A 25,959-nucleotide genomic window follows, 5' to 3' on the forward strand; every position below is an offset into this window, starting at 1 on the left:
ACTATTTCATTTGTGATGAAGCAGATGATTTTAGATCTTATCTACTTGTCCAATACTACCTTGTTTGAAGGGAAAGATCCGCTTCATTTGGCCTACTAGACGAGAAAACACTTATAAATCCATCGCCACTCCTAATTGCTGTCTCTAACAGATTAAAGCTTTGTAATTAATCGAATTCATGCTACCATCCCCTCAATTTTTTCTTAAATCTTGGATATATACAAATGGCAACTCCAATCCCCTCGACAGACCGCCTCATAATGCTCTACCCCACATTAACAGGTAAAACAAATGATCCAAATCTTCTTGAAAAAGAGTCTAAAGACAGACGGATGTCAAATGAGTCCATTAGCTCAAATTTGTCAAAATGGTCTGATTTATCAGGTGCAACTAACTTTTTCAAAAGCGAATCCCCTAAAGGCTCTAACAAAAAGCTTAGATTTACATGGTACCCTGAATTAAACATCCTGTTTGATATTTTTGTAAAAGCACTGCTACAAGCCCAATTACAACCCGCCCTCCGATCCATAAACGAGCTATTTATCTTATGCCTACATACGTCTGAAAAACAGGTTTCAACTGAAACCTCCTTAAACAACTTATTTACAACAATAATTAAACCCATCTTAACAATGGTATATACACAATATAATCCCTATTATTACAACAATACCCCATACGTTTTTATAAACGATGATGGTACGCTAAGAGCCTTATTAGACGCTTCAAATGCTCTAATAAATAGATCTCTTACTGAAAAAATCTCAATAATGAATACAAACCATATAAAGTCTCGCCTAAAAAATTGGAAAGACAAAGCAAAAAAAACTCTTCCTCTTGAACAAGAACTCGTTTTTCATGCTTTCGTTAATGGTAAAGCTTTTGAAGAGCAAGGAAAACCCTCACAGCCATATACCACAAACATTATTTTACCTATAAATGAGACAGAGGAACCCCCTTTAAAGGCCCATAAGACTAACAATAAAAGATGTGCTAGTGCACGGTAAGTTTTTTCTGAAGGTGATCCAAATTAAGTGAATCAGCAGGCATTTTTTGAATAATAAAAACTTCTCCTGTTTCTTCATATTCATAAAATAAGAGTGTTTTATCAACTGATTGTTTTTCTTCTCGCTTGCTTAAAATATGTTTTCTTTCTAAATAGAGTGCTAAAACAAATAAAAGCTCTTTTTCCTCTTCTTTATTAACAAGTAAACAAAAAAGATCAAACACTTGACTCAAAGAAAAATCTTTTTCAACTTTCTTTTTTAAGGGCAATAAAACTTTCCAATAACTTACTCCCCCCTTCTCTAATTCATCTTTATTACAAATGAGCCAACATTCCAAACAAAAATCTTTCCGTAAATACCCTTGCTTTGCAGGATAAAGAGCAGAAATTAATTCCATTCCAGGAAGAAAGAGCTCTTCTTTTATAGAACATTTTATAGATCTTTTTGGTATTAAATACTTCATTAAATTATTCCTTTATCTTTATAAAAAATCAAACTTACGATATCATCCTCCATTAATTTTTTACATTTATATATAAAATAACTAAGGTTAATGCGATGAAAGTACCTCCACAAAATAATTTTACAATAAGCTACCTCTGGCCAACACTTAATGGCCAACAATCCTCTACTAGCGATGACATGAAGACTTGGCATCCCGAACTCCATATACTCTTTAATACTGCCATAAATGTATTAAAGATAAAACAAGAAGCAACGAAGGCTTCAAGAGATCCTATGCTCAGCTCTCTTGTAGTACCGTCAAGCATTTACAGCCTATTCCAAATGTTAATTAACAGTAGAGTGACAGCTCAACCATCAGACTTAACCCCTATTGTAGAAGATGTTTTTAAAACTGCCTTTATAAGTACTTTACAAAATACAACGGAATATACCTTACAATCCCCCTCTTCAGAAAGAATAACTTATCGCTTTGTAAATGAATCAGGTTTAACAAGGTTCTTGGTAGATGCTCAAGGCCGCCTTACTAATTTAGCACTTATACCCTACATTCAAGCTATTAATTACAAGAAAGTTGCAGGTCGATTTACACATTACAAAAAAATAGCTGAAAAAATAGCTGCTGCTGCTACATCAAAATTATTTGTAACCGGATCTTCTTCCACGGCCTCTGCCGCTTCTTCTGCTTCTGCTAAATCTATAGCAATAAGCACCTCACTAAACTCAAGTATTTCTCTATATCCTGATTCACATATGGAGGAACTAGCGGTACTAATGAACCTCTTCAAAAAAGAAATAGAAAAAACACTAGAGATAAAAAAAAGAGATGCAAATACAACAGAAAAAATAAAAGAAATAGAAGCGGAAGAAAGAGTCTTATTACTATCTTTGCTTAAATTATATGCAAGGGTAGATAGATCAAAAGACCAGGCCTTCACCGTAGAAGTAGCGAACAATATATTCGCTCTCATGTTTCACTCATTAAAATCTCAATTTGTTTACCAATATAATGGGAGATTATATCATCTTATGAATCCCAGTGATGATACTTCAAGATGTTTATTAGACTCTGAAGGAACCTCTACAAATCCAGCACTTGTAGACCATCTTCGTTCTACCATCAACGAATCAAGAAAACATATCATAGCTCTTAGAGAGGATTCAGCTGTTTCTGGACTGCTAGACTTGAGCTGTGAAGGAGAACCGCCTCAAAAAGCACGAAAAGTTGCAGATGGAACATGCGCCAGTAAACATTAATATTTTTTTAAATAATTAAGACTTTGCAAATAAATAGGCTAATGATATTATTTTTTACGATTTAATTTAAATAACATAATAAAATCAAAAGAGATATATAAATGAGCGTAATTATCAGTACACAAAAAATCTATCCAAGAATTGGTAGTGGACCTACATATAATAATAAACCCTCTGCCAGAAACAACTATAAGAAATGGCATCCTGAACTAAAAATATTTTTTGATACCATTGCACAAAATCTTAGTAATCAGGGCATCTTAACACCAGAAACTTTCAAAGCGATATGCGATCGGCTAACTAAAAAATCAGATACCCTTGGCACGGGCTTACAAAGCTTAAAAATAATAGATGCTTTCAGAAGAAGCGTCTCTACCTTACGTAACGACAAGCATACCATGTCTGACACAACTGGTGGTATGATAGTTTATTCTCTAGTAGATGACGAAAATAAACCAAGAGGTTGTGTAAATTTGAAGAACAACCTTACCAATTTAATGCTCGAAGAGCACATTAAAACATTTAAATTAGATGATTATCGAGTTAGCATACAGACTTGGGAAGATAATACCTCCGAGGCAACAACTTCCACTGCATCCAGCTCTACTTCTACATCTAGCTCTCAAAATTTGCCCTCCCTTTATATTAATGAAAACAAAATAGATTCCCAAACCGGTAATGACATCGAATTTAAAATATTGCTTAGCGTGCTTGACAATGCAGCACAAACTCATTTAGATTTAAGCTCCGTCCCAATCCCTATGCTCCAATTATTAATTGATGATGCTACTTCAGTCGATGAAAGAACTGTTAAAAAAATGAAAGACACACTACTTTCTGTGTATGACATACTAAAAAAGACAACTACATATAACCCAGAAGACACATTGTATGCTTTTACTTATGGCGATACCAATCCAAGAACCCTCTTAAATGCTGACTCTGAACTTACAAACCCCGCAATCAAAGACTTAATCCGCGCTGAAATTGCTTCCATAAGATCCATGGAACTTGTAGTTCCTCCACCTCCTCGCCCCATACTACGACCTCAAGGAAACCAACAACAGGCCCCTGCTGTCACTACTACTAGAGCAAAACCAGCCAGTAACAAACGATCTTCTTCTAAAATAAGTAAGGATGAAGGGGATGAAAACTCCGAAAGCATTGAAGCACGAGCTTTAAAGGTGCGTAAAACTGATCGAGTAACTCGCTCTCAAACACAATCAACTAGCAATACAAATCCTCCTAGTTCCTCAAATGCCTCACCAGTCTCAGAAGAGATTGCTCGGCTATTACTAGAGCTAAGGAAAGGAAAAAAATAAATATTACTCCAGATTATACACAAACAAAAGGATGTATAAATGTCTATAATGTCCACACCTTCATCACTATCTGTAGCATCTTCATCGGATGGGCCTTTTCCTGATGGACCTCCAAGTGATATGCCCCAAGCGCATAGACCACAAAATTCCCCACCTACAGGCGGAAAATTGGAAGGCTGCGCTATTTTTTATCCTACGTTATATGGAAACAAAGGAACGAATCAGCCTTCTCTTGGCATTGAAAGACACTCCCCCATTGAACTAGAAATAATAATGAATATCTTTAAAAAAACAATAAATTCTGGTTTACAAGCAGCACAATCTCCTTTACAAGCAATAAATTTTAATCCAGCTCATTGTTCAAAAGCATCCATCTTGCTTTCCATGTACAAATTATGTCTAAAAATAAATGAAAATACAGACCCTCAAAATGCAGCAGATATACTTATTGAGGCAATGGCAAAAGATGCACTTACCAACGCATTTTCTTTATTACAAGCAAACAAGTTCATCTACCATAAGCAACTATGTTGTTTCGTAGAGGATGATGGAGAGCCAAGACCTCTATTAAACAGTTCATTTCAGCCCACCAACCTTATGATCAGCCAATTATTTCATAAGTGTCTTAATCACACTTACCAAGAACAACCCTTATTTGTAGTACCACCACCTCCTCATCGCTCGCAAGAAAATAGGCTACAAGCCATAGGCCCTAACAAACGAACTTTAGCTGAAATAAACAAAGATGAAGAAGTAGAAAAGGGTACCAACTTGCTCCAGCCTCTTAAAACTGATAGCCAAGCAAATACTCCCGAGAAAAGCCGAGCAAGTACTTCTGAAAGTGGCGAGCCTCCTAGAAAGGCACGTAAAACCCATGCAAGGCCCAATGCCTCTTCACGCGAATAACGCCTACTTTATCTTAGCCAATTGGTCAAGCATCGCTTGACCAATTGGAAAGGCAGCAGCGGCTCCCTTCTCTTTTTTAAAGATATCCAAAATCTTATTAGCTAGCACCTTTCCTAACTGCACACCCTCTTGATCAAATGAATTGATATTCCAAATAAATCCTTGGAATGCAACTTGATGCTCAAAATAGGAAAGAAGAGCTCCAAGGGTATAGGGGTCCAATTTTTTAGCAAGCAGAATGCGATTGGGTCTATTTCCTAAAAATTGCTTATTAGGATTACTGTTTTTTTGACCAACAGCCAAAGCAATCGACTGAGCAAAGAGGTTAGCAAGTAATTTTTGCTGAGAATTTGTCTCCTCTACTTCCAAATCTTGCCCGTATTGACTCTCTTTAAACCCGATAAATTCTAGTGCAACAACGGTTGTACCTTGATGAATGTGTTGATAAAAAGAGTGCTGACCATTTGTTCCAGGCTCTCCCCAAATGATAGGGCCTGTATCAAAGCCAACGGGTTTACCTCGTTTGTCAATATGCTTGCCATTTGACTCCATGTTGCATTGCTGCAAATGCGCTGTAAAGCGAAGAAGCGCTTGTGAGTAGGGAATTACTGCCACCGTTTGATGTCCAAGAAAATTGCGGTTCCAAATACCCAGCAAAGCAGCTAATAAAGGAAGATTTTGCTTTACATCCGTCTTTAAGGCCACCAAATCCATGGCATGAGCGCCTTTTAGGAGTGATTTATAATTATCAAAGCCAAGTCCAAAAGCAAGCATAACCCCGCCTACCATAGAGGTTGCAGAATAGCGCCCTCCAATGTAATCCCACATATAAAAAGATGCTAAATACTTACTTGGATCATCTAACGGGCTCTTTTCTCCTGTAACTGCAATGAAATGTTTTTTTGGCTCAAGACCTGCTTTTTTAAAGTGATCGGCAACAAGCTGTTCATTAGTAAGCGTTTCAAGAGTAGACCCCGATTTTGATACAACAACTACAAGCGTTTTTTTAAGATCAAGACCCAAAAGGGTTGCTGCCACATCATCAGGATCGACATTAGATACAAAATGAACACATCTTTTTGGGTTTTTATATGCTTGTAGAGCAATATAAAGGGCTCTTGGACCAAGATCAGATCCGCCGATACCCACTTGCACTAAATCTGTAAAATGATCATCTTTATCTAGTTTTTTTAAAAATTTCTCTAGTTTATCAACCTCTTTTTTTGCAAGAATAGCTGCTTTGCTTGCAACTTCACTTGTTTGAGGATGATCAAAAAAATCTCTCATCGCTGTATGAAGAACCGACCTATTTTCGCTAGGGAAACCCTCAATTTTATTTATGACTTCGCCCGCTTGCATGGCCTTCATTTTTGCAAAGACATTTGCTTCTTTTGCAAGGGATTCCAAGGCAACCATCACATCATCTGTAACTCTTTCGGTTGCATAGAGTAACTTAAAGCCAAGCGCCTCTGTTTGCATATGTGTAATGCGCTCTTTAGTAAGAGCATCATCTTTTGATAAATCAATGGGAGATACAGCTAAACTCTTAAGCTTCTTCGTTGCATCAAAATCTAGAAAACCTTTTGTCTTTTCTACCATGATAACCCTCTTTTAAAATTTACGTACTCCTTTTAATACCATAATCAAATTTTATATTAACAGAAAATTTTATCTTTTTATAATTTCTCCACCAGATGCAATAAATCCTTGGAGCATACGCTTTCCTCTCTTGCTAATCACTTCTTCATCCACAATGAGCCTTTCAAGGCCATCCCAATGCATATTTAAAGCATCTTCAAAAAGAAGAGGAATCGTATCATATAAAAGCCATGTCTCTATTTTTTGATAAGGAATAAGAGAATAACAATCACTTGGAAGTAACATGGCCTGTTTCATTTCAAAAGCTTCAAAAACTGTCCCCTCTTCCTTCCAGCATAAGGCAGGAAATCCTCTTACCCCTTCCTTTATTGCTAAGTGAAATTTTCCAAGCTCACTCTTTGAAAGAAGGCAGAGCTTTTCAGAGATATTTTTATAACAACTTAAATCGAAAAATAAAAAAAGTGCAACCTCTGCAGGAAGCGTTGCGGCAAGCATTAACAAAAAGTCTAAAAGCAAATCTCTTGCATAAAGAATTAAGCAATTCTTTTCTACATTATGATCTTGCAACCATTCCTGATAACTTTCGCTTTCCTCATCAAAAAATAACTCCAAACCACCTTTAAAGAGGATAACACCCAATGTATACCTTGCATATTTTTTTAACAATGTTTCACTAAAATGATCGAGTGCAATTTGCAAAGAATGATATTGAAGAGGATCTGTAAGCAAAAAAGTACTCTTTGAAGCAATGCCTAAATTAACATACCACAATAAGTATAATCCTCTATGAATAGCTTCTTCTGCCTTTTTTTCAGCCTCTTCCCACTTGAGAGATGACTTAATTGATGCATCCAGTTCGATGATAATGCTGTTATGTTTATTCGTGGGTAGTGCATTTTCATTACAGATCGATGGAAAAAAGGGCTTCCCATCTATTGTAAATCCACTATGTTCATGCGTATGTATCTGTGCAATTTCTAGATAAGTCATATTTTTTGAAACGTTAAGGTGTAAATAGTTTTTCCTTTAGATCGCCAAAGAGCATCAAAATAGGATGTTCCATAACTTTTTTCTGTTACAGAATAGAATGGATCCAAAAATAATGGCTTAAAGCCCTTATGAGAAGTAAATTCTTTAATAGCCTCTCCGACATAAGAAAAATCATCTGTCACAAGTGTAATTTTTCCAGATTTTTTTAAAGTGCGCACCATTTCGTCCAAAAATCTCTTTTGAATCAGGCGGTGCTTAGCGTGCCTTCTTTTTGGCCATGGATCTGGAAAGTTGATAAACACCTCTTCGATAGTTTCATCTGCAAGAAAATGGTGTGTTACAGTAAATGCTTCTGAGCAAAAAAGAAGAAGATTAGGTAAATTCTCTCTTCTCATTTTTGTCCAAATTTTCTTTAAACGATCAAAGCGCAGCTCCACTGCGACCCAATTACTTAAAGGGTCTTGCTTTGCCTTTTCAATAATCCAATCTCCAGTACCACTACAATACTCCAGTCGTACTGGCAGAGAGTTTCCAAAAAGAGTCTGCCATGTAGGCAGCTGAAATCTTTCTAACCCTTCACAATGCTTTGGCACAAAAAGTACACGATCTACTAGAGCAACTTGCCTCTCTTGCCAGGTAAAGGGCCATCTCAATATGTCTAAAGAATCTATTTTTTCCATCAAAACAAGTGGTTAAAATTTACAAAACTTTAGAGATTGTACACGTTATGTCTAATATGAAAAAAGTGTATTGTTATTTGATTTGCTTCTCTGTAAAATCGACGACAATTCAAAAAATATTAAGGTTTAAGGTCATGACTTTTAATGAAACCTACTTTTCCTATCTTCCTACTAAAGAAAATTCCCCATCTATCTTATTCGATAAAGAAAATGGTTTTGTAATTGCTTGTGATCTAGTGTCAAAATCAGAGATCGATAAAGCCGTTAAAGCACTACTCATTAAAACCGTTCTAGAGGCAATAGAAGCCAGGTTGCTCTCTTTTAAAAAAAACACCATCTCTACAGAACTCCTTAAAGAGGCCCTTCTTTTTGCAAATGTCAAACTTCTTCAAAAGATTACTCATCCTCTAAAAGTTGCACTTTCTGCATTAGTAATTGCCAAATCAAAGGAGCGCATTGTCATTGCAGGTATTGGCGACTTACACCTCTACACAAAAGAATTTGGCATTACAGAATCTGTTTTTAAGGACCCTCTCAACGCAAATTTTGTTAAAAATCTCTCTTCTTGCGAGCGCTATAACTCTCTAAAAAATGCCTTGGGAACTAATTTTCCACCTTATTTTCATGTAAAACAGATCAACAGAAGCCATCTTAAAAAGCTTATTCTTGTAAGCTACGGAATATATGAGCAATATGGCCCTGAAAGGTTGTTTACATCCACACTAGAAGAACTTAAAGCAACCTCTCCAAAGGAACATGACCTACTCTACTGTTCTCTTGAACTAGAAGAAAGCCCTACTTTACCAGAAAAGGTAAAAACTAAAAGATCAAAAATCCCACTTATTGCCGCCAGTAGCTCTATATCTATTATCATAGCCTTTCTTGCATCCAATACACTTCCCATTCGCCATCCACACATGCAAGAAAAACATACACCTACCATTGGATTTTTTAAAAAAAGCCAAGAAAAAATCCTTGTAGACAATCCTACAAATGATTTTCAAGAAAATATAACTTCCTTAAAAGATCATTTGATGGAAAAGGAAACGGCCCTCCACGCCCTTTTACAGGAAAAAGAAGGATTGACAACTCAGCACATTCAAGAAATTAGCATACTTAAAAACGAGGTTGAAAGACAATCAGCCATTGCACTTGCGCTTCAATCAGAACTTCTCGCACTTAAACCACCTAAATTGTCAGAAAAGCCTTCAGCAGTAAGACGTATCCACATTGTTTCTCAAGGTGATAGCTTATCATCCATCTCCCAAAAATATTATGGCACGCCCAAGCGCTGGGAAGAGATTTACAATGCAAACAAAGAAGTACTTGCAAGCCAGGACCACATCAAAGCTGGCATGCAGCTTATGATACCCAAATAAGTTTACTCTACAGTAACGCTTTTTGCTAGATTTCTTGGCTGATCAATATCCGTACCCTTTCTCACAGCAATCCAATAAGCAAAAAGGTGCATAGGAATCACAGTAAGAAAAGGCAATAAAAGCTGTGAACACTTAGGTATAGGTATAAAGTAATTAGAAGATTGTTCTAATTGTAAATCATCCTCAGTGCCAACACTTAATACAATACCATCGCGTGCTTTTATCTCCTGAATGTTGCTCATCGTTTTTTCAAAATAATCATCTCGAGGTGCCAAACAAATAACGGGCATATTTTCATCAATGAGTGCAATAGGCCCATGCTTTAACTCTCCTGCAGCATAAGCCTCAGCATGGATATAAGAGAGTTCCTTCAATTTTAAAGCTCCTTCCAAAGCAATTGCATACTCGGGGCCCCTTCCAATGAATAGCATGCTCGTATAGGCAGAAAAATGAGAAGCCATCTTCTCTATCAAAGAAGATGTACCAAGAGTCTTTTCTACAAGGCTTGGAACCTTGATAAACTCTTCTATATACCCTTCTATCTCATCTTCAGATAATGTCTTTCTCTCTTGTGCAAGTGCTAGGCTCAATATAACCATAGAAATTGTTTGTGCAGAAAAAGCTTTTGTACTTGCAACGCCAACTTCTGGGCCTGCAAGTAATTGAGACTCTGCTACACATACCTCTCCAATAGAACTTCCTGGCACATTAACGATGGCAAGTGTTTTAGCTCCCTTAGACTTTGCATACTTTATTGCTTGCAGCGTATCTGCAGTCTCTCCACTTTGCGATACAGCAATAGCAAGTGTTTTTTCACTTGCAGTGCACGTTTTGTAACGGTATTCACTTGCCAAATCTACTTCCACAGGTATTTTTGCAAACTTTTCTATGTAATACTTTCCAAGAAGGGCTGCGTAATAACTTGTTCCACAAGCGATAATGTGTACACGATCAATTTTTATAAGGTCAATTTCTGCAATACCATAGGCATCAAGATCCACCCTATTTTCACCTCTTAAAAGCCTTCCTTGAAGGGTTTGTGCAATGGCTATTGGATGTTCATAAATCTCTTTAAGCATGAAGTGACGATACCCATTTTTCTCCATTGCTCCAACAGACCATTCTACTTGCTTAAAGACTCTTTGCACTACATTGCCACAACTATCTTGTATCTCTATCTTTTCTGGTGTAAGCGTTGCAATATCTCCATCTTCTAAAAAAGCTACGTCTCTTGTATGTTCGATGAGAGCTGTAACGCCAGAAGCCAAATAATTCTCCCCATTACCTCTACCAAGAATGATAGGCGATCCATTTTTAACTGCAAAAAGAATTGCAGGAAGCTCTTTAGACATAATAGCAAAGGCATAAGCACCATGTAGTTTTTGCACTGTTGCTTGAATAGCCTTCTGCATACGTAAAACCTTGCATTCCACTTCAGATAGCTTTACATATTCTTGATGCAAAAGATGGGCCGCAACTTCTGTGTCTGTATCACTTTCAAAACGATATCCATCTTCAATGAGCTTTTCCTTTAAAGACTTATAATTTTCTATAATTCCATTATGCAAAAGAACGATATGACCAGATCTATGAGGGTGTGCATTATTTTCCGTTGGCTTTCCATGAGTTGCCCACCTTGTGTGACCAATACCCACAGTTGTTGACTCTGGAAGATGATCTAATTTGGGCTCTAAATTACACAACTTGCCAGCAGCTCTCTCAATATAAATATCATCCTTGCCAAGCATCGCAATACCAGCGGAATCATAACCTCTATATTCTAGACGCTTAAGACCTTGAAAAAAAAATCGCGGGGTTGCAGAGCGCCCCACATACCCTATTACTCCACACATATGAAACCTTTTTTGATAAAATGAAAAAACATCCTATCCAGATTTATACTTATAAGCAATTAAATTGAACATTTATTATTCAATTTGTTATGATGAAACGAAGTACCTAAAATTAGGGGGAATGTATGAATCTTGTAAAACTGTTCGTTTTAGCTGTAATTCTTACAACGATCTTTAGTAGCTGCTGCTGCCCAAGAAGGCGCTGCTGTGATTGGGAAAGCCCTGAAAGAAATCCTGTGACATACAATAAAGTTTATTATGACACCTATTACGGCAGCAATACAAACTTCTAAATTTATACTGTTAACTCTTTGCATTGCTTGCACATCACCTTATCACACTCAAAACCAATATCTTCCTAAATACCAAACAGGTAAACTACAAGAAGCTGAATGTAGCCTCAAAAAAATTATAACACAAGAGATGTCTGAAAGATCTTTTGTTCAATCAAGAAATGCTGTCTGGTACCTTTTAAATCTTGCAACCATCGAATTTGCAAGAGGAAATATCAAAGAAGCCATTTCTACTTACCACTTGGCACTAAATGCTCTTGATTATTACGCTCAGCCCTCATCCGATGATCTAACAGCGCAATTAGTATTGGAAGATCAGTATAGTGGGTTTACTGGTTTTCCCTATGAGCAAACTCTTGCTAGACTCTATTTTTCACTTGCTCTCATTCAAAATGGAGATATGAATAATGCTGAAGCTGTTCTCAGAGAAACTGAAGAAAAGCAATTATTTCCAAACCCCCTTTGTAAATATTTATTTGCTCATCTGCTTGCAAAGCGCTCTGATATAAGCAATGCTAAAATCCTCTGTCCACAAATAGAAATCACGACAAAACCACAAGTCATTGTCCTCTGCCACAATGGAAGCACGCCCATCAAAGTGTCCGCAATTGCGCCTGCAAGTGATGCATCTCTTGTTGCCCTAGAACTATTTTTACAAGGCAACAAACGCCCCTTTGCCCTATCCTCTATTCCAGGAATACAAGTTCCTATGCTTGCAACTTATCCTAATTCCTATCCACGATGTATTTTTGCATCGATTAATCATGTAGAAAAACCCCTTAATTGCTACTATAACATTGCAAAAGATGCACAATATGCTCTTAGCAAGGAAAGATCTACCCTCATTGCAAAGGGCGTTGCAAGATACTTGATAAGACGATCTCTCATTTTTGTTGCAAATGAACAAGATGAATCTCTTGGAGCCATAGCTGACTTTGGATGCTTCATTGCCAATGCCCTTACAGAAGCAGATACGCGCTCTTGGGAAACACTTCCCTACTCCATTGACCTTGCTCATTTCGAAACAAACACAGGCATGATACCCTTTACTCTAAAAATCACAGGGCCTTGTACCCCTTATTACATTCATAAAACACTTTGTCTCAAAGAGGGTGATCTTTGCATCATCAATATCTTTAATAAAACCCCCTACTTTCACACTATCCATATCCCTAAACAGTTTTTAATCTAAGGAATAAAATTCATGAAATATTCACTCTTTCTTATCCTTATGGGAACATTGCTTACTACGGCCTGCCATACACGTCATATCCGTACAGCTTATGATGCAACTCCTGGTAACTTGCAAGAATCGGAATTAGATTGGCGCTATGGTGCTAATGACATCCGTATTCAAACAACAAAACTCACAAGAATACTGATGAATCGATGGTTTTATAAAACAGGCTACTCTATTGCAACGTGTGGAAAGCCTCGCATCATCCTTACAGAAATTGACAATAGAACAGATATGTACATCTCAACGGATATGATTAGAGATATCTTTGAGGGAATTGCTATCAATGATGGCCGTTTTATTATCGTTGTTGGTGACAAAAAAGATGAAAAAGAGCTTGATAGTCTTATGTGCAAGCAACAAGAGGCTCAAAAATATCAAAATCCCTCTAAACTCACTCCATGCATGGCCATAACCCCAGAATTTCTTGCCAAAGTGCGCATCACAAAGGCTATAACAACAACGCCATGCTATGATATTGAGGACTACCGTATGACACTTACTCTCTATGACATTGAAACACAAACTTGTATTGACCAAGCCTTCGATATACTAAGAAAGCATGTAAAGCCATAAAACGGGCTATAATGCAGGCCTTCAGCCTGCAAATCACTTCTCGGCATACCTAGGGCGAATGCCCTAGGCTTTTATAACGCAGGGCTCTGCCCTGCAAATTGTATATGCAACTATTTTCAGGCTGAAAGCCTGCATTATAAAAGCCTAGGGCATCGCCCTAGGCATGCTAACAATCAGTTTGCAGGCTGAAGGCCTGCATTATAGCACCTTCTTTAACTTGCACAATTTAATTATTTGCATTACCTGGAGAAGGAGGCGCCGATGGCCTCCTTATAGAGCTTTCATAACTAGGTGGAGGCCCATTTAAATCATTTTGTGGAGATCGAAGATGAGAGATGTCTGGATAAGGGGGCAAAGGCTTCAAGACAACACCCCCTGATTTTTTATACTCATCAATTACTTGTTGAAGATAGATTTTTAATTGAAATGGTAGTTCAAAAGTTGTAGCATCTTGAATAACATTATACTTTATAAGAAGATGCAACAAATCGCGATCATCATTATTTAAAATTCCATACAACGCATCCTGAATGACTCTAACAACAACACTAACATCTCCCCTCTCTAAAAGAGGCTCTAAAACGCTCAAATCTTTTGTTTGACTAGCAAGAAGAATAGCCTGTTTAAATACTAGAGCATGATTTAAAGTGACCTTGTTTTGTAAGCAAAAATTCACCATACTTCTCAATCCATTTTGAGAAATATAATAAATGTCAGAAACGCTATCTGAGTTAGATACTGTCTCTGTTACCTTTCCATATTTTCTTGCCAAATCCACCATATCCTGGTCCATTGCGATAAGACCTTCTTTAAATACAAGATCAGCTGGCAGTCCATACTTAAGCAAAAACTCCACAGCATTTCTTTCTTCTGGAGTAGATTTCATATTCTCATAATTGTAGGCACGCTCTCTAAGTCGTGAGCTAAAGGCTACAGCTGTGCTCCAAGCATAATTACGCTGAAAACTTGAATCTGTAACAATAGTTTTTACAATCAAAGGATATGAGTGGCTTAATGTTTGTAAATCTCTAATAAAACAATCATTACGACGGTAATACATTACTTCTGAAATACCCAAACCAGGGCAGTTACGATTAAACCATTCTCTAAATCGAACCAATGGCCAGCCTACTTTTGAGCCTCCACTACCCTGAGAAAAATAGTATGCACTCATTTTTTGTATTAACTCTTTCAAGTACACTTCAGGTATCTGATCTAGTTTTTTTAAAAGCTTTTGGGAGTTACGATAAGCATCATAACTTGTTCTTTCAACTACATATTTCATAGCTGCTTGAACAAGTGTTGAGCCTACATCCACTTTTTCTTGGTTATTGAGAATACTATACGCCATCTTATCACTCATACGTTCATAAAGAATATCGCTCAGTGTTCTTTGCAAAAATACACACTCTAATTGGTCTGCCAATTGAACAAGTTCTTCTAATTCCTTTGTTTTCAAAGAAATAAGCGGCTCTCCCTTATTTTCAATATAGTTAACAAAACATTGAACAGTTTCTTGTGTAGCATTCAAGCGATATCTATCAGGATCTTCTTTATGAATAAACGTGTTAAAGCGACGTAAATTTGTTTGAACGCTTTTACCATCGTTTGTAAAAAGAGTAACAGAATGAGAGTAGTTATCAAGAATCTCTGAACATTTCTCTTCTAAAAAGCGAAGATCTATCTTTTGTGCAAGAGATAAAAGCTCTAAAATATCGTCTTTGGTACATCTAAACAAAAAAGCATCATCTTTTAAATATTCAATAAAGTTCTTAATAGCGCTTTCTGGAACAGCTCCTTGCAAAGCATTTAACCGTCCCTTGTCTATGTGCTGCATTCCTAGTGTTTTTAGCCATTTTGAACTCAATGCCACATCCTTGTTGTCCGATGTTCGAATATTCATATCTTTTGAGGCGGCATCAAAAACCTGGTCAAACAAAGAAGACCTTTCCTGATATATCTGCTTGAATTGTTTATTAGCAGAGCTACTTCTAGTATCAACATCAATAGGATCAAGCCTTTCCTTAGGAGCCAATTGCTGAATTTTTTCACTTATACGATGTATATGAAGTCGATCAATGTTTTGCTCAATGTAGTGAAACCCATCTTTACATCCATACAAACCAAGGCCACCCCTTTTACAAACAAACGCGTAAGTTCTGTCATAAGCCTGCTTAAAAGTATCATCCATCGCTGCATATTGTTCATTTTCTTTAAAAAGACTTACTGCAAGCGTTCCAATACTTCTGTCAGGTCCTACAAATAACCATGTAATCAGCCTCCACAGCCAAAAATTCTTTTTTGTGGTTACTAGTATGTCCCCTTGAGGAGTATGTTTAATTTTTAATACTTCATGCCCTTTCTCTCCACACAAGGCTAGATCTGTTAGCATGGCATGGAAAGCAATCTCATTGGAAAAGCGAACAGGAGAAACCATCTATTTACCCCTTACTATCATATGGAGGTGGATAAGGAGGCAAATCCCTAGAAGCTTGTAACGACTTAAGTTTTTCTTGCTGCTCAGACTCCTCATATGAGGGTGGTAATGGATTATATTTCTTAACCGCATCTTCCAAAGTTTTTTTATGAAGCCCATTATGAAAATATTCTGATTTTAGCACGCTGTCTACATTAGGGTTTTCTTTTACAAGCATTTCTAACAAGTTCTCATCTCCCATATCTAGAACCATTGTATATATGTGTAAATTCCTCGTATTTCCTACTGGAAAAACTTTATTCTTTAGCAGAAACAAAATATGAATCTTCCATTCATCTCTTGTCAGCCTTCCTCCCATACGCATAAGCTCATCATATGGCTCAAAGGACTCCGTAGAATCAACACTTGTCTTAGCTCCATATTGTTTTGCCAAATCCACTAAACCTTGATCACACATACAAAGGCCTAATATGTACGTAAAGTTTGGATTAGCTCCATTTTTAAGTAAAAACTTTATCTCATCCATTTGTTCAGGAGTAATCTTAAATGCTTTCCCTTGATCATGTCGTTCGTTAAGCTTCTCATAGAAGTAATTATTAAATCTTTCACTTGAAATCAATATCTTTACAATCGAAGGATATTTTTCAGCTACTTTTTGCAAGTCTTTAATAAAAAAGTTTTTTTTATATGCATAAGCTTTTATTTTAGCATGAGAGCTTGTAGGATTAGGAGCACTCAACTGAATACCTTTGTTCTCAAACCAATTTTTGAATAGAATTAAACAATAATTAACAATTATATAATTATTTTTAATCAAAGAGCGCATCACCTCTTCTAGATTCTCTCGAGGAATTCGATCAAGCTGCTTTGCAAGTGGCGCGAAAGTACTGTAACTATACTTTTGCCTAGTTACATGTTGAATTGCTAGCTGAATGATTGTTGATTTAGGATCTAACTTCTTCTTAAGTAGCTCAACTGCTACATAGTCCGTCATACGCTGTCCAAGATTATCTTTTAACGCCTCCTGTAACGATGAGCATGAGAAATCATCTGCCAAAGGGGCAAGATTTATCAAAATCTCATCTGAAAGCATGTTCAAAGGAACACCCTTATTTTCAATATAATTAACAAAAGCCTGAACAAACCTTAATGGATATGTATTAAAAACTATGCCTTCGTGAGGGAACTTGCCATTGGTAAATATTTTAAATAAATAAGAACTTACTGGAATAGTTATTTCATTCCCTTCAGGATCTTTTGCTATAACATTTACATCTTTTTCATATTTTCCAAGCACCTCTGCGCAAGCAAATTCCAAAGCATCATACCCTACTCTCTTTGCTATTTTTAAAAGGTTCTCTACATCATCATTAGTAAGAGAATACAAAGATGCACTATCCCTTAGATATTCGGTAAAATTTGTAATAGCTTTATCAGAAAAATCTTCTTCTCTCAATCTAGCTAAATCAATAAATGTTCCATTTGGCAAAGGTACTTTAGAATTTTCTAAAGCCTTATTAAAACCTTGATTTAACACCGAAGATTTATCTTGTGGCTCCTTACTAGATTGAATGAACGAAGACAATTGTTTAATTTTTGCATCTATACGCTCATCATGCTGTTTACGAATATCTCCTTTGCAAATGCTCAGAGGGCAACTCATATATTGTGCAGCAGTAAATCTATGAATTCTTTCATAAGCTTGTTCAAAGGTCTTATCAACAACGATATATTGCTTATTTTTTGTAAAGAGCTCTACTGCAAGCTTTGCAACTTTTTCATCAGCACCTGTAAAAAAATTCCAAATGCGCTTCCATATCCCCTCTTTTTGGGCTGTTACAAGTTTATCTCCTTGAGCAGTATGTTGAATTTGCAAGGACTCATGTCCTTCTTCTCCATACTGGGCAAGATCTTCCATCATACCATGAAAAGCAACTTCGCTTGAAAAATGAACAGGAAAAGACATACACACCCTACATTTTATTTACCCTGTTTTACTAGTAAATAAAATTTTGTGTATATAAAATCAAGATTTATTTAGTTCTAAGGTGAATACTCTGATTGCAAGCTGAAGGCTTGCTTTATAGCACCTTAAGGCATTGTCTTTGCCATTTTACCAAAAGGGTTTGTTCTTCTGGCGTATGGTTATCTTTATTTAGAAGAGCTTGTATACGCTGTAAACTTTTAGGGAGCTTGCTAAAATCTATCCCCTTTAATGCATCTTGTAAAAATGCAATCCCTATTTCTTTGGCTTTCATGCAATTATCCACATCTTGCATGTCTTTTAAATCGCCTACAAAGCTTTTCAACTCTTGAATGACTTGTAGCCTTCCTCGAATAGTTTGTATGATTTTTTCTTTGAATAAATCCTTGTCTGGAGAATATTTTAACATACTCAAGATGCGAGTTTTAAAGTCTTGATCCTGCGTTTTTACTTCTTCAAGCTTATTAAAAATAGCAATTGCTCTATTGCTTAGCTCATCTTCAGAAAGACCTTGTACAAAAAAGTCATTTGAAAATGCATCTTCTAACATTTCAGTAACACGAACTTCACTCTTTACAAGAATAGGAGAGCCCATTTGAACTTTAGCTTCTAATTTTACCCTATCTTTGCCCTGGCCATAATGCGCTCTTAAAGATATTTGCTCTAACTTTGGATATAGAGAAAAGTCTGTTGGAAGATAATAAGAGATCACTGTAGAGCCATTGATTGGAAAGCCACCTTGCCACTGACCAAGACGTAATTTCTTTTCATTATCTCTTGTAGCAGAAGCTTTTGCTGCATGGTGCTTTTTTTCTTTGTTAGCAACGTACTTATCCGTTCCAAACTGCATATCTCCCTGTCTTGCACCCAACTTAAGAGGCTCTGTTGAGGGATCCACATCTACTCGGTCTACACCTGTTGCGCCTATAAAGACATGCATCGATAAGCTTCCATCTTCATGCTTATAAAACATAATCTTACGACTATTTTGAGCCAATATGCTAGATTTTTGTCCAATTGCAGCCGTAGAAACTGAGTCTGCGGTGCCATAAATATCAATTGTTGCTTGAGAAGGTCTTTCAAGTCTATTTTCTTGTTCTTTAAAGATAATTCTTAGTTGCTCATACAAATCGGGATGTTCTGTTTCAAGCTCTGAAAAATACTTTGTAGCCTCTAAATGACTAAGAGGTTTACCATCGAGAGGAGCCACGTAATTATGAATATCTGCCGGTGCAAGCCTTTGTATTACTTGAATTGCTCCTCGCTTATCAAAAAAGCGAAATGCAGCACCCAAGAGTTCATGCTGAGCTTCTCTTACAAACAACTTTCCATTTTGTGCTTCTGGAAGCTTTTTAGGACGCATTGAATCTTCTGTTGTTCTTCCAAGAAGATGCTTTGTAGAAAACTTATGACTTTCCTGATAATAGATAGGATTATCACTTACAGCTTTTGCTAGAAGTGCAGATTCATGACTTAATACTTTTCCTGTAAGCTCAAAGGACTCTCCAAATTGATCCTTCTCAATTATATGAAAGCGTAATCTAGAGTCTGCATTGGCAATAACAACTCTACTGCCTTTTTCCATAGGCCCATATTTTATGTCGAGACTTACTTCTTTTCTGATTGCTTTCTCGGTGTACAACGCTCTTGCTTCTGTAATTAAATCTCGTGCAAACCATTCATTAACTTGTTGAAACTCCTTTAAAGACTTTCCAAAAAGCGTTTTTGGACCTCTGTATTCTAATACATCTTCTGTAGAGCCATCCATCTTGTACATTTTTCTTTCAAGCATTTCAAAAGGTGTAATATTGAGCCCTAAAGATACTTTAGCAATCTTTTCTAAAGAGCTCTTTCTTCTGTAATAAAAGCCCAAAATGCATGTAATGATATACAAAATGAATTGAATAACGCGCTTAAAAAAAGGTATATTTTGCCTTGTAACTATCTTTATAACTTGCTTTGCAACATCAGAACTCTCAACTGCAAGTTCCCCTTTTAACTCCTGATAAATATGTTGAAATGAATGAAAACTTGAAGAGGCAACGCGTTCATTGATGGCCCTAATCTTCCCGTAAGGAATTAAAAGGACATCTCTTTTCTCTTCATTTGCATCAGTTATCAAGCCACGAGAAACTCTTAGAAAGGAAAGCTTTCCGCAACTCTTTTTTACAAGAAAATCAATTGCATCTAATAAATCCCCTTGCTGAATCCAAGCACTAATTGACTTTTTATGCTCAACTGCTCGAAATGCCTTTTCAATTGCAGAGTATGCCTCTTGAAGTTCTTCATTACCTAAATTTTGCAAATCATTTACAAGTCCTGCATATAAAGAGCCCTTTTCAAGAGAAGATGTACTACCAAAGTAAGCATTATATGCTAACAGTTTTTTTGGACAGGATTGATTTCCTAAAACAGCTGTAGCAGCCCCAACTTCGACAGGTTGGCTTGCTTGCAAAGTAGACGCCGCTAAATCTAATTCTTTGAAAGGAGAAGAGCTATTACTTCTAACAGGTTGAGTCATTATTTAAATCCTTAATATTAATAAGAATTATTATAATCCATTTCACTAAAAATAACTACGATTTTTTAGTGATTGAGCAAGTGTTCCCCCATCTAAATATTCAAGTGAACTTCCCACGGGAATACCGTATCCTAGTCTTGAAATTTTTACAGAGAACTCTCTTAATTGATCCTTAATAAATAAAGCTGTTGCATCGCTTTCTAGCGTTGCATCGAATGCTATAATAATTTCTTTAATATTATCACCTGCTACTCTTGATTTTAATTTTTCTAATGTCAGCGCCTCTGGCTTCATCCCATCCAATGGAGAAAAAACTCCTCCCATTACATGATAAAGACCATCATAAGTACCCGTTTCCTCCAATGCATAAACTTGCTTTTGCGAAGCTACAACTGCAATAACCGACTGATTTCTCGATTCATCTTTGCAAAAATTGCACTCTGTTTTGTCCATTAGAGTACCACATACAGAGCATGATCCAAGATGTAAAAAAAGATCCCCTACCAATTTACTCATCTCTTTTAATTCCCCCTCTTGCCAAGAAAGCATGTGAAAAACATAACGCTCAGCTGTTTTGCTTCCAACCCCTGGCAGCTTTCTAATAACATTCATGAGTTTTTGAAGATGAAGCGGATATTTCATTAGCAAGTCCTTTGTACTTGATTATTTAGTCAGAAGAGGTTTACTATGGCCACTTTTTGAGTAACAAGATAATAACTTATGACCAAATACTTCTCCTCTTTTCTTTTACTATCTCTTATTTTTCTCTCCTGTCGACTATTTGGAGCAGAGCCTATAGTTTGTCCTCCTGTATGCGTTGCTAAGATGGATATTGTCATAAAAAAAGCAACTCCTCACTCATCAGTAGATGCTGGCAACTTGGTTAAACAACTAAAGACAAGGGAGGGTGCACCCTTCTCCCAAGTTGATTTCGATTGCGACTTAAAAATGCTTGCAAATGAGTGCGACCATGTAATTCCTCACCTCGAGTTTAAAGAGGGTAAAGCTTATATCATTCTTGATATTTATCCCAAATTAGTTATCAGAAGTATCACCTGGAAAGGTAATGACACCGTCAAAACTAAGCGCTTACAAAAAGAACTTGAAATTCAACCCCATACCCCCTTCGATAGACATGCATTTAATGAGGCCTTTAATAAATTAAGAGCTTACTACATTAGAAAGGGCTACTTTGAAGCAGAACTTGATTACTGCATTTTTGAAGATGTCTGTACAAATGAAGTTGATATAGAAATTTGTATCCGAGAAGGACAAGCAGGTCATATTAGCTGCATTAAGTTTGAAGGTCTTGATGAATGTGAAGAAAGACGTATCCTAAACCTTATGGTTACAAAAGAGTACTGCTGCTTTACTAGCTGGTACACAAAAACAGGAACGTTCCACCCAGAAGCACTAGAACATGACAAGCTAATCATCACAAACTTCTTACAAAATGAGGGGTATTCCGATGCAAGAGTCGAAATTTGTGCATCAGAAGCCAATGTAAAAGATCGCATCATCGTAAAAATTATTGCCTATAAGGGCGAGCGTTACTACTTTGGCAACATTACATTTTGTGGCAATCATATACTCTCTGATGAAATGGTGCAAAAGCATTTCAATGCCCATCCAGGAGAGCCTTTTTCACCAGACAAACTAAGAGAGGCATCTCAATGCCTTACCCTCTATTATGGCTCTAAGGGGTATATAGAGACCTATGTCAACTTTATTCCTAAGCTTTGCGAACATAAAAATGCATATGATGTACATTTTGAAATTGAAGAGGGACAGCAGTACAGAGTAGGTCTTGTAAAAGTATTTGGAAATACACATACGAAAACATCTGTCATCTTACACGAATCTCTCATGATTCCAGGGGAAATTTTCAATTCAAGAAAACTAGAGGGAACAGAATGCAGACTAAAGAAAATTGGCTACTTCGAGTGCGTCAATGTATACCCTGTTAAATCGCAACATGACTCAGATGAAGGATGTAATCGCTACCGAGATGTTCACATCGAAGTAAAAGAGTCCTGTACAGGCTCTTTTGGCGTATTTTTTGGGTTTAGCACAATTGACAGCCTCTTTGGTGGAATTGAGATAACAGAGCGTAACTTTAACCATGAAGGCATTTTCAATGCCCTCACTAAAGGCGCCAATGCCCTTAGGGGAAATGGCGAATTCTTACAACTGCGCACAAGCATTGGTATTAAAACCAGTAGCTACCTTTTGCGCTGGACAAAGCCCTACTTTATGGATACCAAATGGATTGTTGGCTTTGATGTAGAACACACAGAGAATCGTGGTATAACAGAAGACTACAGTGTCAAGTCAACGGGCGTAAAATTACATGCAACGTACTCTATCAATGACTTCCTTCGCTATGGATGGAACTATCGCTTGCAAAACTCTTATACTACCGTCAACGGCAATCCAACACCCGAGCAAAGGCAGGAAGAGAGTAGTCATGGTATGATTTCTGCAATTGGCCCCACAATTACTTATGACTCTACTGACTGCCCACACAAACCAACAAGGGGTTTTCGCTCTGAGTTAGATTTAGAATTTGCAGGTCTTGGTGGAGACTTTCGCTTTGCCTCTATGTCTTATATCAACTCCTACTATTTCTCTGTAAGCAGTAAAGGCACATTTAAAACACGCTGTGACTTGCAATTCATAGATCCTTTTGGCAGGACTAATGCTGACAATCTACCCATGGGCGAGCGCCTCTACTTGGGTGGTGAAGTAACTGTTCGTGGATACCGTGGATACTCTATTGGACCTCAATTCACCACAAGCGATCCTAAGGGCGGTATTTCCTCTCTCTTAATCTCAGAGGAGTATCTACACAGAATTTTCAGCCGTGTTGATGCCTTTGCGTTCTTTGATGGTGGTGCTGTATCTGATCGACGCTTCTACATCGATACTCTACGCTTTTCTTATGGTTTGGGCCTTCGTATAGAAGTTATGGAGAACACACCTATCATCGTCGGTATGGGATGGCCTATCAACCCCCAATATAGAGCTGATGTTAGAAGATTTTTCATCTCATTTGGAGGTAGGTTCTAATCTTTAACTCATCATTTTTTGCTATCATTTTAAGAAGATCCGGAGTATCTCCTATTGTGTGGAAAGCTCCAACCTAAATTACTAATTGGTTAAAAACTCAAAAGGAATCTTATGAAAAAACATACCCTTATTAGTCTAGTAGTACCTTTTTTACTTCTAAGCTCTGCTGCAAGTGCACAAAACAGCGCAGTAAAGCCCTCATCTTCTTCTGAAGTTGCTCTTCATGTAGGAGTTGTTAACTTTAAAGCTTGTGTTGAACAATCAAAGCTAGGAAAAGCTGAACAAGCGGCCTTTGAATCTTTAAAAGATCAAATGTCCACAATACTTGAAAAGACAGAAAAAGAGTTAGAAGATATCGCAAACAAACTCAATGACCCAGAACACTTAGATAGCCTTTCTACCGAAGCTGAAGCTGACCTTAAAACAAAGTTTCAATCTTTAAGCCAAGAACTTGGGCGCTATCAAAACCAATATTACCAAATTTTAAACCAGGCAAACTTCAAACTCATTCATGAACTTGGAGAAAAAGTAAGCGCGGTTTCTGAATCTGTTGCTAAAGAAAAAGGTATCAACCTTGTCTTGAATGAAGATGCATGCTTTTACTATGCTCCAGCTCTTGATATTACTAAAGATGTCGTTGTAGAACTAGACAAGCGCTTCGATGCAGAAGAGAAAACAGCTGCAAAAGCACCTGATGCAAGTGCAGCAGCTGCAAACAAAGTTCCTGCAAAACCATAAAAACCCATCAAATCCAGGACGACCACGCGGATGTCTTTAAATTCACAACCAAGTTATACCCTTAAGGAAGTTGCCTCTCTCACTTCAACAAAGCTTGTGGGCGATGAAACTTATAAAATTCATAATGTGGCTGACCTAGACTCCGCTACAGAAAAGAGCCTCTCTTTTCTTGCCAACCGCCGCTATTTGAGCGCTATGCAGCGCTCAAAAGCAGGCGCCATCTTTGTAAAGCAAGAAACGCCCCTCTTGCCTGGTCATAACTATCTCATTTCAGAAGACCCTTCCAAGTCTTTTCAGATCCTTGTCGATATTTTTTATGCAGATAAAAAAACAAAAACTTACTTTGAAGGCATCCACACACAAGTATGCATAGATAAAGATGCATCTATTGGAAAAGATGTAACCATTGGCCCTTTTGTCACCATTGAAAAAGGTGCAAAAATTGGATCTAACACAACCATAAGTGCAGGATCCTACATCGGGGCCTTTACAGAAATTGGTTCTTACTGCCTTATTCATCCCAATGTAACCATAAGAGAGCATTGTAGAGTTGGCAACCATGTTGTCGTGCAATCAGGAGCAGTTATTGGCTCTTGTGGTTTTGGCTACTCTACAGATGAAAAAGGGATCCATACAAAACTAGATCAGGTAGGCATTGTAGTCATTGAAGATCATGTAGAAATAGGTGCCAATACAACAATTGATAGAGGAAGGTTTACAGAGACACGTATTTGTAAGGGCACAAAGATAGACAATCTCGTTCAAATCGCCCATGGCGTACACATCGGAGAGCACAACTTAATCGTGGCTCAAACAGGCATTGCAGGCTCATCTAAAACAGGCAAACATGTCGTCATGGCAGGCCAATCAGCACTTATTGGACATGTAAGCATTGCAGATGGTGTCATCATAGCAGCAAGGGGTGCTGCGGCAAAATCTATCGAAGAGCCAGGTGGTAAATATGCAGGAGCTCCTATGCTTCCACTTACCGAGCACAACAGGCAGTCTGTTTATTTGCGCAACATAGAAAAATACGTAAAGCGCATCGAAAAACTAGAAGAGCGCCTCAAAACCCTCGAAGCATAACCTTTAACCGCTCACATTATCATCATATGGATGTGAAGGAGGAGCAGGAGGTGCCAAAGGAACAGAGTCTAAAGTCTTGGTGGCCTGATCGTACGAGAGAGGTTTAGGCAAGCTCGCATTTAAGAAAGTCAAGTCTGCAATACCCTTTTGAAATAACAACCTTGTGTCTAAACCATACGTGCACAACCAATCAAAATCCTCTGTTGTTAGATTATCTGCTGACTTGTATAGCATCAAATCAACAAACTCTTTTCTTGAAATCAATGCTTTTGTAATCAAAGGAAATTTCTCTCCCATTTTTTTTTACTTTTTTACACCATCTGCATTCAAAGGATTCATCCTTGGTAAAGTTGAAGACCTTTTTCCAACAATATGTTTCCTAATTCTAAGCTAATATACCCCTTATCCCCAAATAATTTTCTAAATATATCTTTAGCAAGTTCAGGGACTGGTTTTCTATCATCAATATTACCAGTTGTAATCATATACGCTAATAATTCACCGCAATCACTGACAATAACATGTAACTTAAACCCATAAAACCAGCCTGTAGATGTTTTTCC

At 37.2% G+C, this 25,959-nt stretch carries 22 protein-coding genes; 11 read left to right on the forward strand and 11 right to left on the reverse strand.

Annotated elements, in window-relative coordinates; all coding sequences use genetic code 11:
* Positions 1 to 224 precede the first annotated feature (224 nt).
* Positions 225 to 1,007 carry a hypothetical protein gene (locus P4L16_06640; GenBank protein ID MDR3624798.1) on the forward strand — a complete coding sequence of 261 codons (783 nt, stop codon included), beginning with the start codon at positions 225 to 227 and terminating at the stop codon, positions 1,005 to 1,007.
* Here the strand turns inward: P4L16_06640 and P4L16_06645 are convergent.
* Positions 994 to 1,470 (reverse strand): hypothetical protein, encoded by a 477-nt coding sequence (locus P4L16_06645; protein MDR3624799.1) that lies wholly within the window; start codon positions 1,468 to 1,470, stop codon positions 994 to 996. The genes P4L16_06640 and P4L16_06645 overlap by 14 nt on opposite strands.
* Before the next feature lie 95 nt (positions 1,471 to 1,565).
* Here P4L16_06645 and P4L16_06650 point away from each other — a divergent pair, with 95 nt between their 5' ends.
* From P4L16_06650 to P4L16_06660, 3 genes are all read left to right on the forward strand, one after another.
* The gene (locus P4L16_06650) at positions 1,566 to 2,726 is read left to right on the forward strand and encodes a hypothetical protein (GenBank protein ID MDR3624800.1); all 1,161 of its coding nucleotides are present in this window, start codon (positions 1,566 to 1,568) and stop codon (positions 2,724 to 2,726) included.
* A 101-nt stretch (positions 2,727 to 2,827) separates the two neighbouring features.
* Positions 2,828 to 4,048 (forward strand): hypothetical protein, encoded by a 1,221-nt coding sequence (locus tag P4L16_06655; GenBank protein MDR3624801.1) that lies wholly within the window; start codon positions 2,828 to 2,830, stop codon positions 4,046 to 4,048.
* Positions 4,049 to 4,087: 39 nt separating this feature from the next.
* The gene (locus P4L16_06660) at positions 4,088 to 4,954 is read left to right on the forward strand and encodes a hypothetical protein (protein ID MDR3624802.1); all 867 of its coding nucleotides are present in this window, start codon (positions 4,088 to 4,090) and stop codon (positions 4,952 to 4,954) included.
* Between the two features lie 3 nt (positions 4,955 to 4,957).
* Here the strand turns inward: P4L16_06660 and P4L16_06665 are convergent, their stop codons facing one another.
* The 3 genes from P4L16_06665 to trmB form a co-directional block, all read right to left on the reverse strand.
* Positions 4,958 to 6,553: a glucose-6-phosphate isomerase gene (locus tag P4L16_06665; GenBank protein MDR3624803.1), complete on the reverse strand. Its 1,596-nt coding sequence runs from the start codon at positions 6,551 to 6,553 to the stop codon at positions 4,958 to 4,960.
* A gap of 69 nt (positions 6,554 to 6,622) precedes the next feature.
* Positions 6,623 to 7,543: a hypothetical protein gene (locus P4L16_06670; GenBank protein ID MDR3624804.1), complete on the reverse strand. Its 921-nt coding sequence runs from the start codon at positions 7,541 to 7,543 to the stop codon at positions 6,623 to 6,625.
* Positions 7,540 to 8,223 carry a tRNA (guanosine(46)-N7)-methyltransferase TrmB gene (gene trmB, locus P4L16_06675; GenBank protein MDR3624805.1) on the reverse strand — a complete coding sequence of 228 codons (684 nt, stop codon included), beginning with the start codon at positions 8,221 to 8,223 and terminating at the stop codon, positions 7,540 to 7,542. Before trmB ends, P4L16_06670 begins: the two co-directional genes overlap by 4 nt.
* A 134-nt stretch (positions 8,224 to 8,357) precedes the next feature.
* Between trmB and P4L16_06680 the strand changes: the two genes are divergently transcribed.
* Positions 8,358 to 9,602, forward strand: coding sequence for a LysM domain-containing protein (locus tag P4L16_06680; GenBank protein MDR3624806.1), 1,245 nt, complete (start codon positions 8,358 to 8,360; stop codon positions 9,600 to 9,602).
* Between the two features lie 2 nt (positions 9,603 to 9,604).
* On the opposite strand, the gene glmS is transcribed toward P4L16_06680, so the two are convergent.
* On the reverse strand, positions 9,605 to 11,455 hold the full coding sequence (glmS, locus tag P4L16_06685; GenBank protein MDR3624807.1) for a glutamine--fructose-6-phosphate transaminase (isomerizing): 1,851 nt from the start codon (positions 11,453 to 11,455) through the stop codon (positions 9,605 to 9,607).
* 125 nt (positions 11,456 to 11,580) lie between these two features.
* On the opposite strand from glmS, the gene P4L16_06690 reads away from it, so the two are divergent.
* From P4L16_06690 to P4L16_06700, 3 genes are read left to right on the forward strand one after another with little or no spacing between them, the layout of a single operon-like run.
* Positions 11,581 to 11,748 carry a hypothetical protein gene (locus P4L16_06690; protein ID MDR3624808.1) on the forward strand — a complete coding sequence of 56 codons (168 nt, stop codon included), beginning with the start codon at positions 11,581 to 11,583 and terminating at the stop codon, positions 11,746 to 11,748.
* Positions 11,714 to 12,940 (forward strand): hypothetical protein, encoded by a 1,227-nt coding sequence (locus P4L16_06695; protein ID MDR3624809.1) that lies wholly within the window; start codon positions 11,714 to 11,716, stop codon positions 12,938 to 12,940. Before P4L16_06690 ends, P4L16_06695 begins: the two co-directional genes overlap by 35 nt.
* 12 nt (positions 12,941 to 12,952) lie before the next feature.
* A complete protein-coding gene (locus tag P4L16_06700) occupies positions 12,953 to 13,561 on the forward strand; it encodes a hypothetical protein (GenBank protein ID MDR3624810.1) in 609 nt (202 codons plus the stop codon).
* A 226-nt stretch (positions 13,562 to 13,787) separates the two neighbouring features.
* On the opposite strand, the gene P4L16_06705 is transcribed toward P4L16_06700, so the two are convergent.
* The 4 genes from P4L16_06705 to recR all read right to left on the reverse strand — a co-directional run bounded on the left by P4L16_06705 (position 13,788) and on the right by recR (position 21,145).
* A complete protein-coding gene (locus P4L16_06705) occupies positions 13,788 to 15,998 on the reverse strand; it encodes a hypothetical protein (GenBank protein MDR3624811.1) in 2,211 nt (736 codons plus the stop codon).
* A 4-nt stretch (positions 15,999 to 16,002) separates the two neighbouring features.
* Entirely contained in the window at positions 16,003 to 17,964 is a 1,962-nt protein-coding gene (locus tag P4L16_06710; GenBank protein MDR3624812.1) for a hypothetical protein, read from the reverse strand.
* A 115-nt stretch (positions 17,965 to 18,079) separates the two neighbouring features.
* Positions 18,080 to 20,503: a phosphatidylserine decarboxylase gene (locus P4L16_06715; protein ID MDR3624813.1), complete on the reverse strand. Its 2,424-nt coding sequence runs from the start codon at positions 20,501 to 20,503 to the stop codon at positions 18,080 to 18,082.
* Positions 20,504 to 20,548: 45 nt separating this feature from the next.
* On the reverse strand, positions 20,549 to 21,145 hold the full coding sequence (gene recR, locus P4L16_06720; protein ID MDR3624814.1) for a recombination mediator RecR: 597 nt from the start codon (positions 21,143 to 21,145) through the stop codon (positions 20,549 to 20,551).
* Between the two features lie 78 nt (positions 21,146 to 21,223).
* Between recR and bamA the strand changes: the two genes are divergently transcribed.
* The 3 genes from bamA (at position 21,224) to lpxD (ending at position 25,396) form a co-directional block, all read left to right on the forward strand.
* A complete protein-coding gene (gene bamA / locus P4L16_06725) occupies positions 21,224 to 23,572 on the forward strand; it encodes an outer membrane protein assembly factor BamA (GenBank protein MDR3624815.1) in 2,349 nt (782 codons plus the stop codon).
* Positions 23,573 to 23,683: 111 nt separating this feature from the next.
* Positions 23,684 to 24,310: an OmpH family outer membrane protein gene (locus tag P4L16_06730; GenBank protein MDR3624816.1), complete on the forward strand. Its 627-nt coding sequence runs from the start codon at positions 23,684 to 23,686 to the stop codon at positions 24,308 to 24,310.
* A gap of 30 nt (positions 24,311 to 24,340) precedes the next feature.
* Complete coding sequence (lpxD, locus tag P4L16_06735; GenBank protein MDR3624817.1) at positions 24,341 to 25,396, forward strand: UDP-3-O-(3-hydroxymyristoyl)glucosamine N-acyltransferase; 1,056 nt, start codon at positions 24,341 to 24,343, stop codon at positions 25,394 to 25,396.
* Positions 25,397 to 25,399: 3 nt separating this feature from the next.
* Here the strand turns inward: lpxD and P4L16_06740 are convergent, their stop codons facing one another.
* Positions 25,400 to 25,693 carry a hypothetical protein gene (locus tag P4L16_06740; protein ID MDR3624818.1) on the reverse strand — a complete coding sequence of 98 codons (294 nt, stop codon included), beginning with the start codon at positions 25,691 to 25,693 and terminating at the stop codon, positions 25,400 to 25,402.
* A gap of 38 nt (positions 25,694 to 25,731) precedes the next feature.
* Positions 25,732 to 25,959: transposase (locus P4L16_06745; protein MDR3624819.1), on the reverse strand; the 228-nt coding region annotated here is incomplete at its 5' end.

It is taken from the genome of Chlamydiales bacterium (assembly GCA_031292375.1).
Lineage (GTDB): Bacteria > Chlamydiota > Chlamydiia > Chlamydiales > VFKH01 > JARLHF01.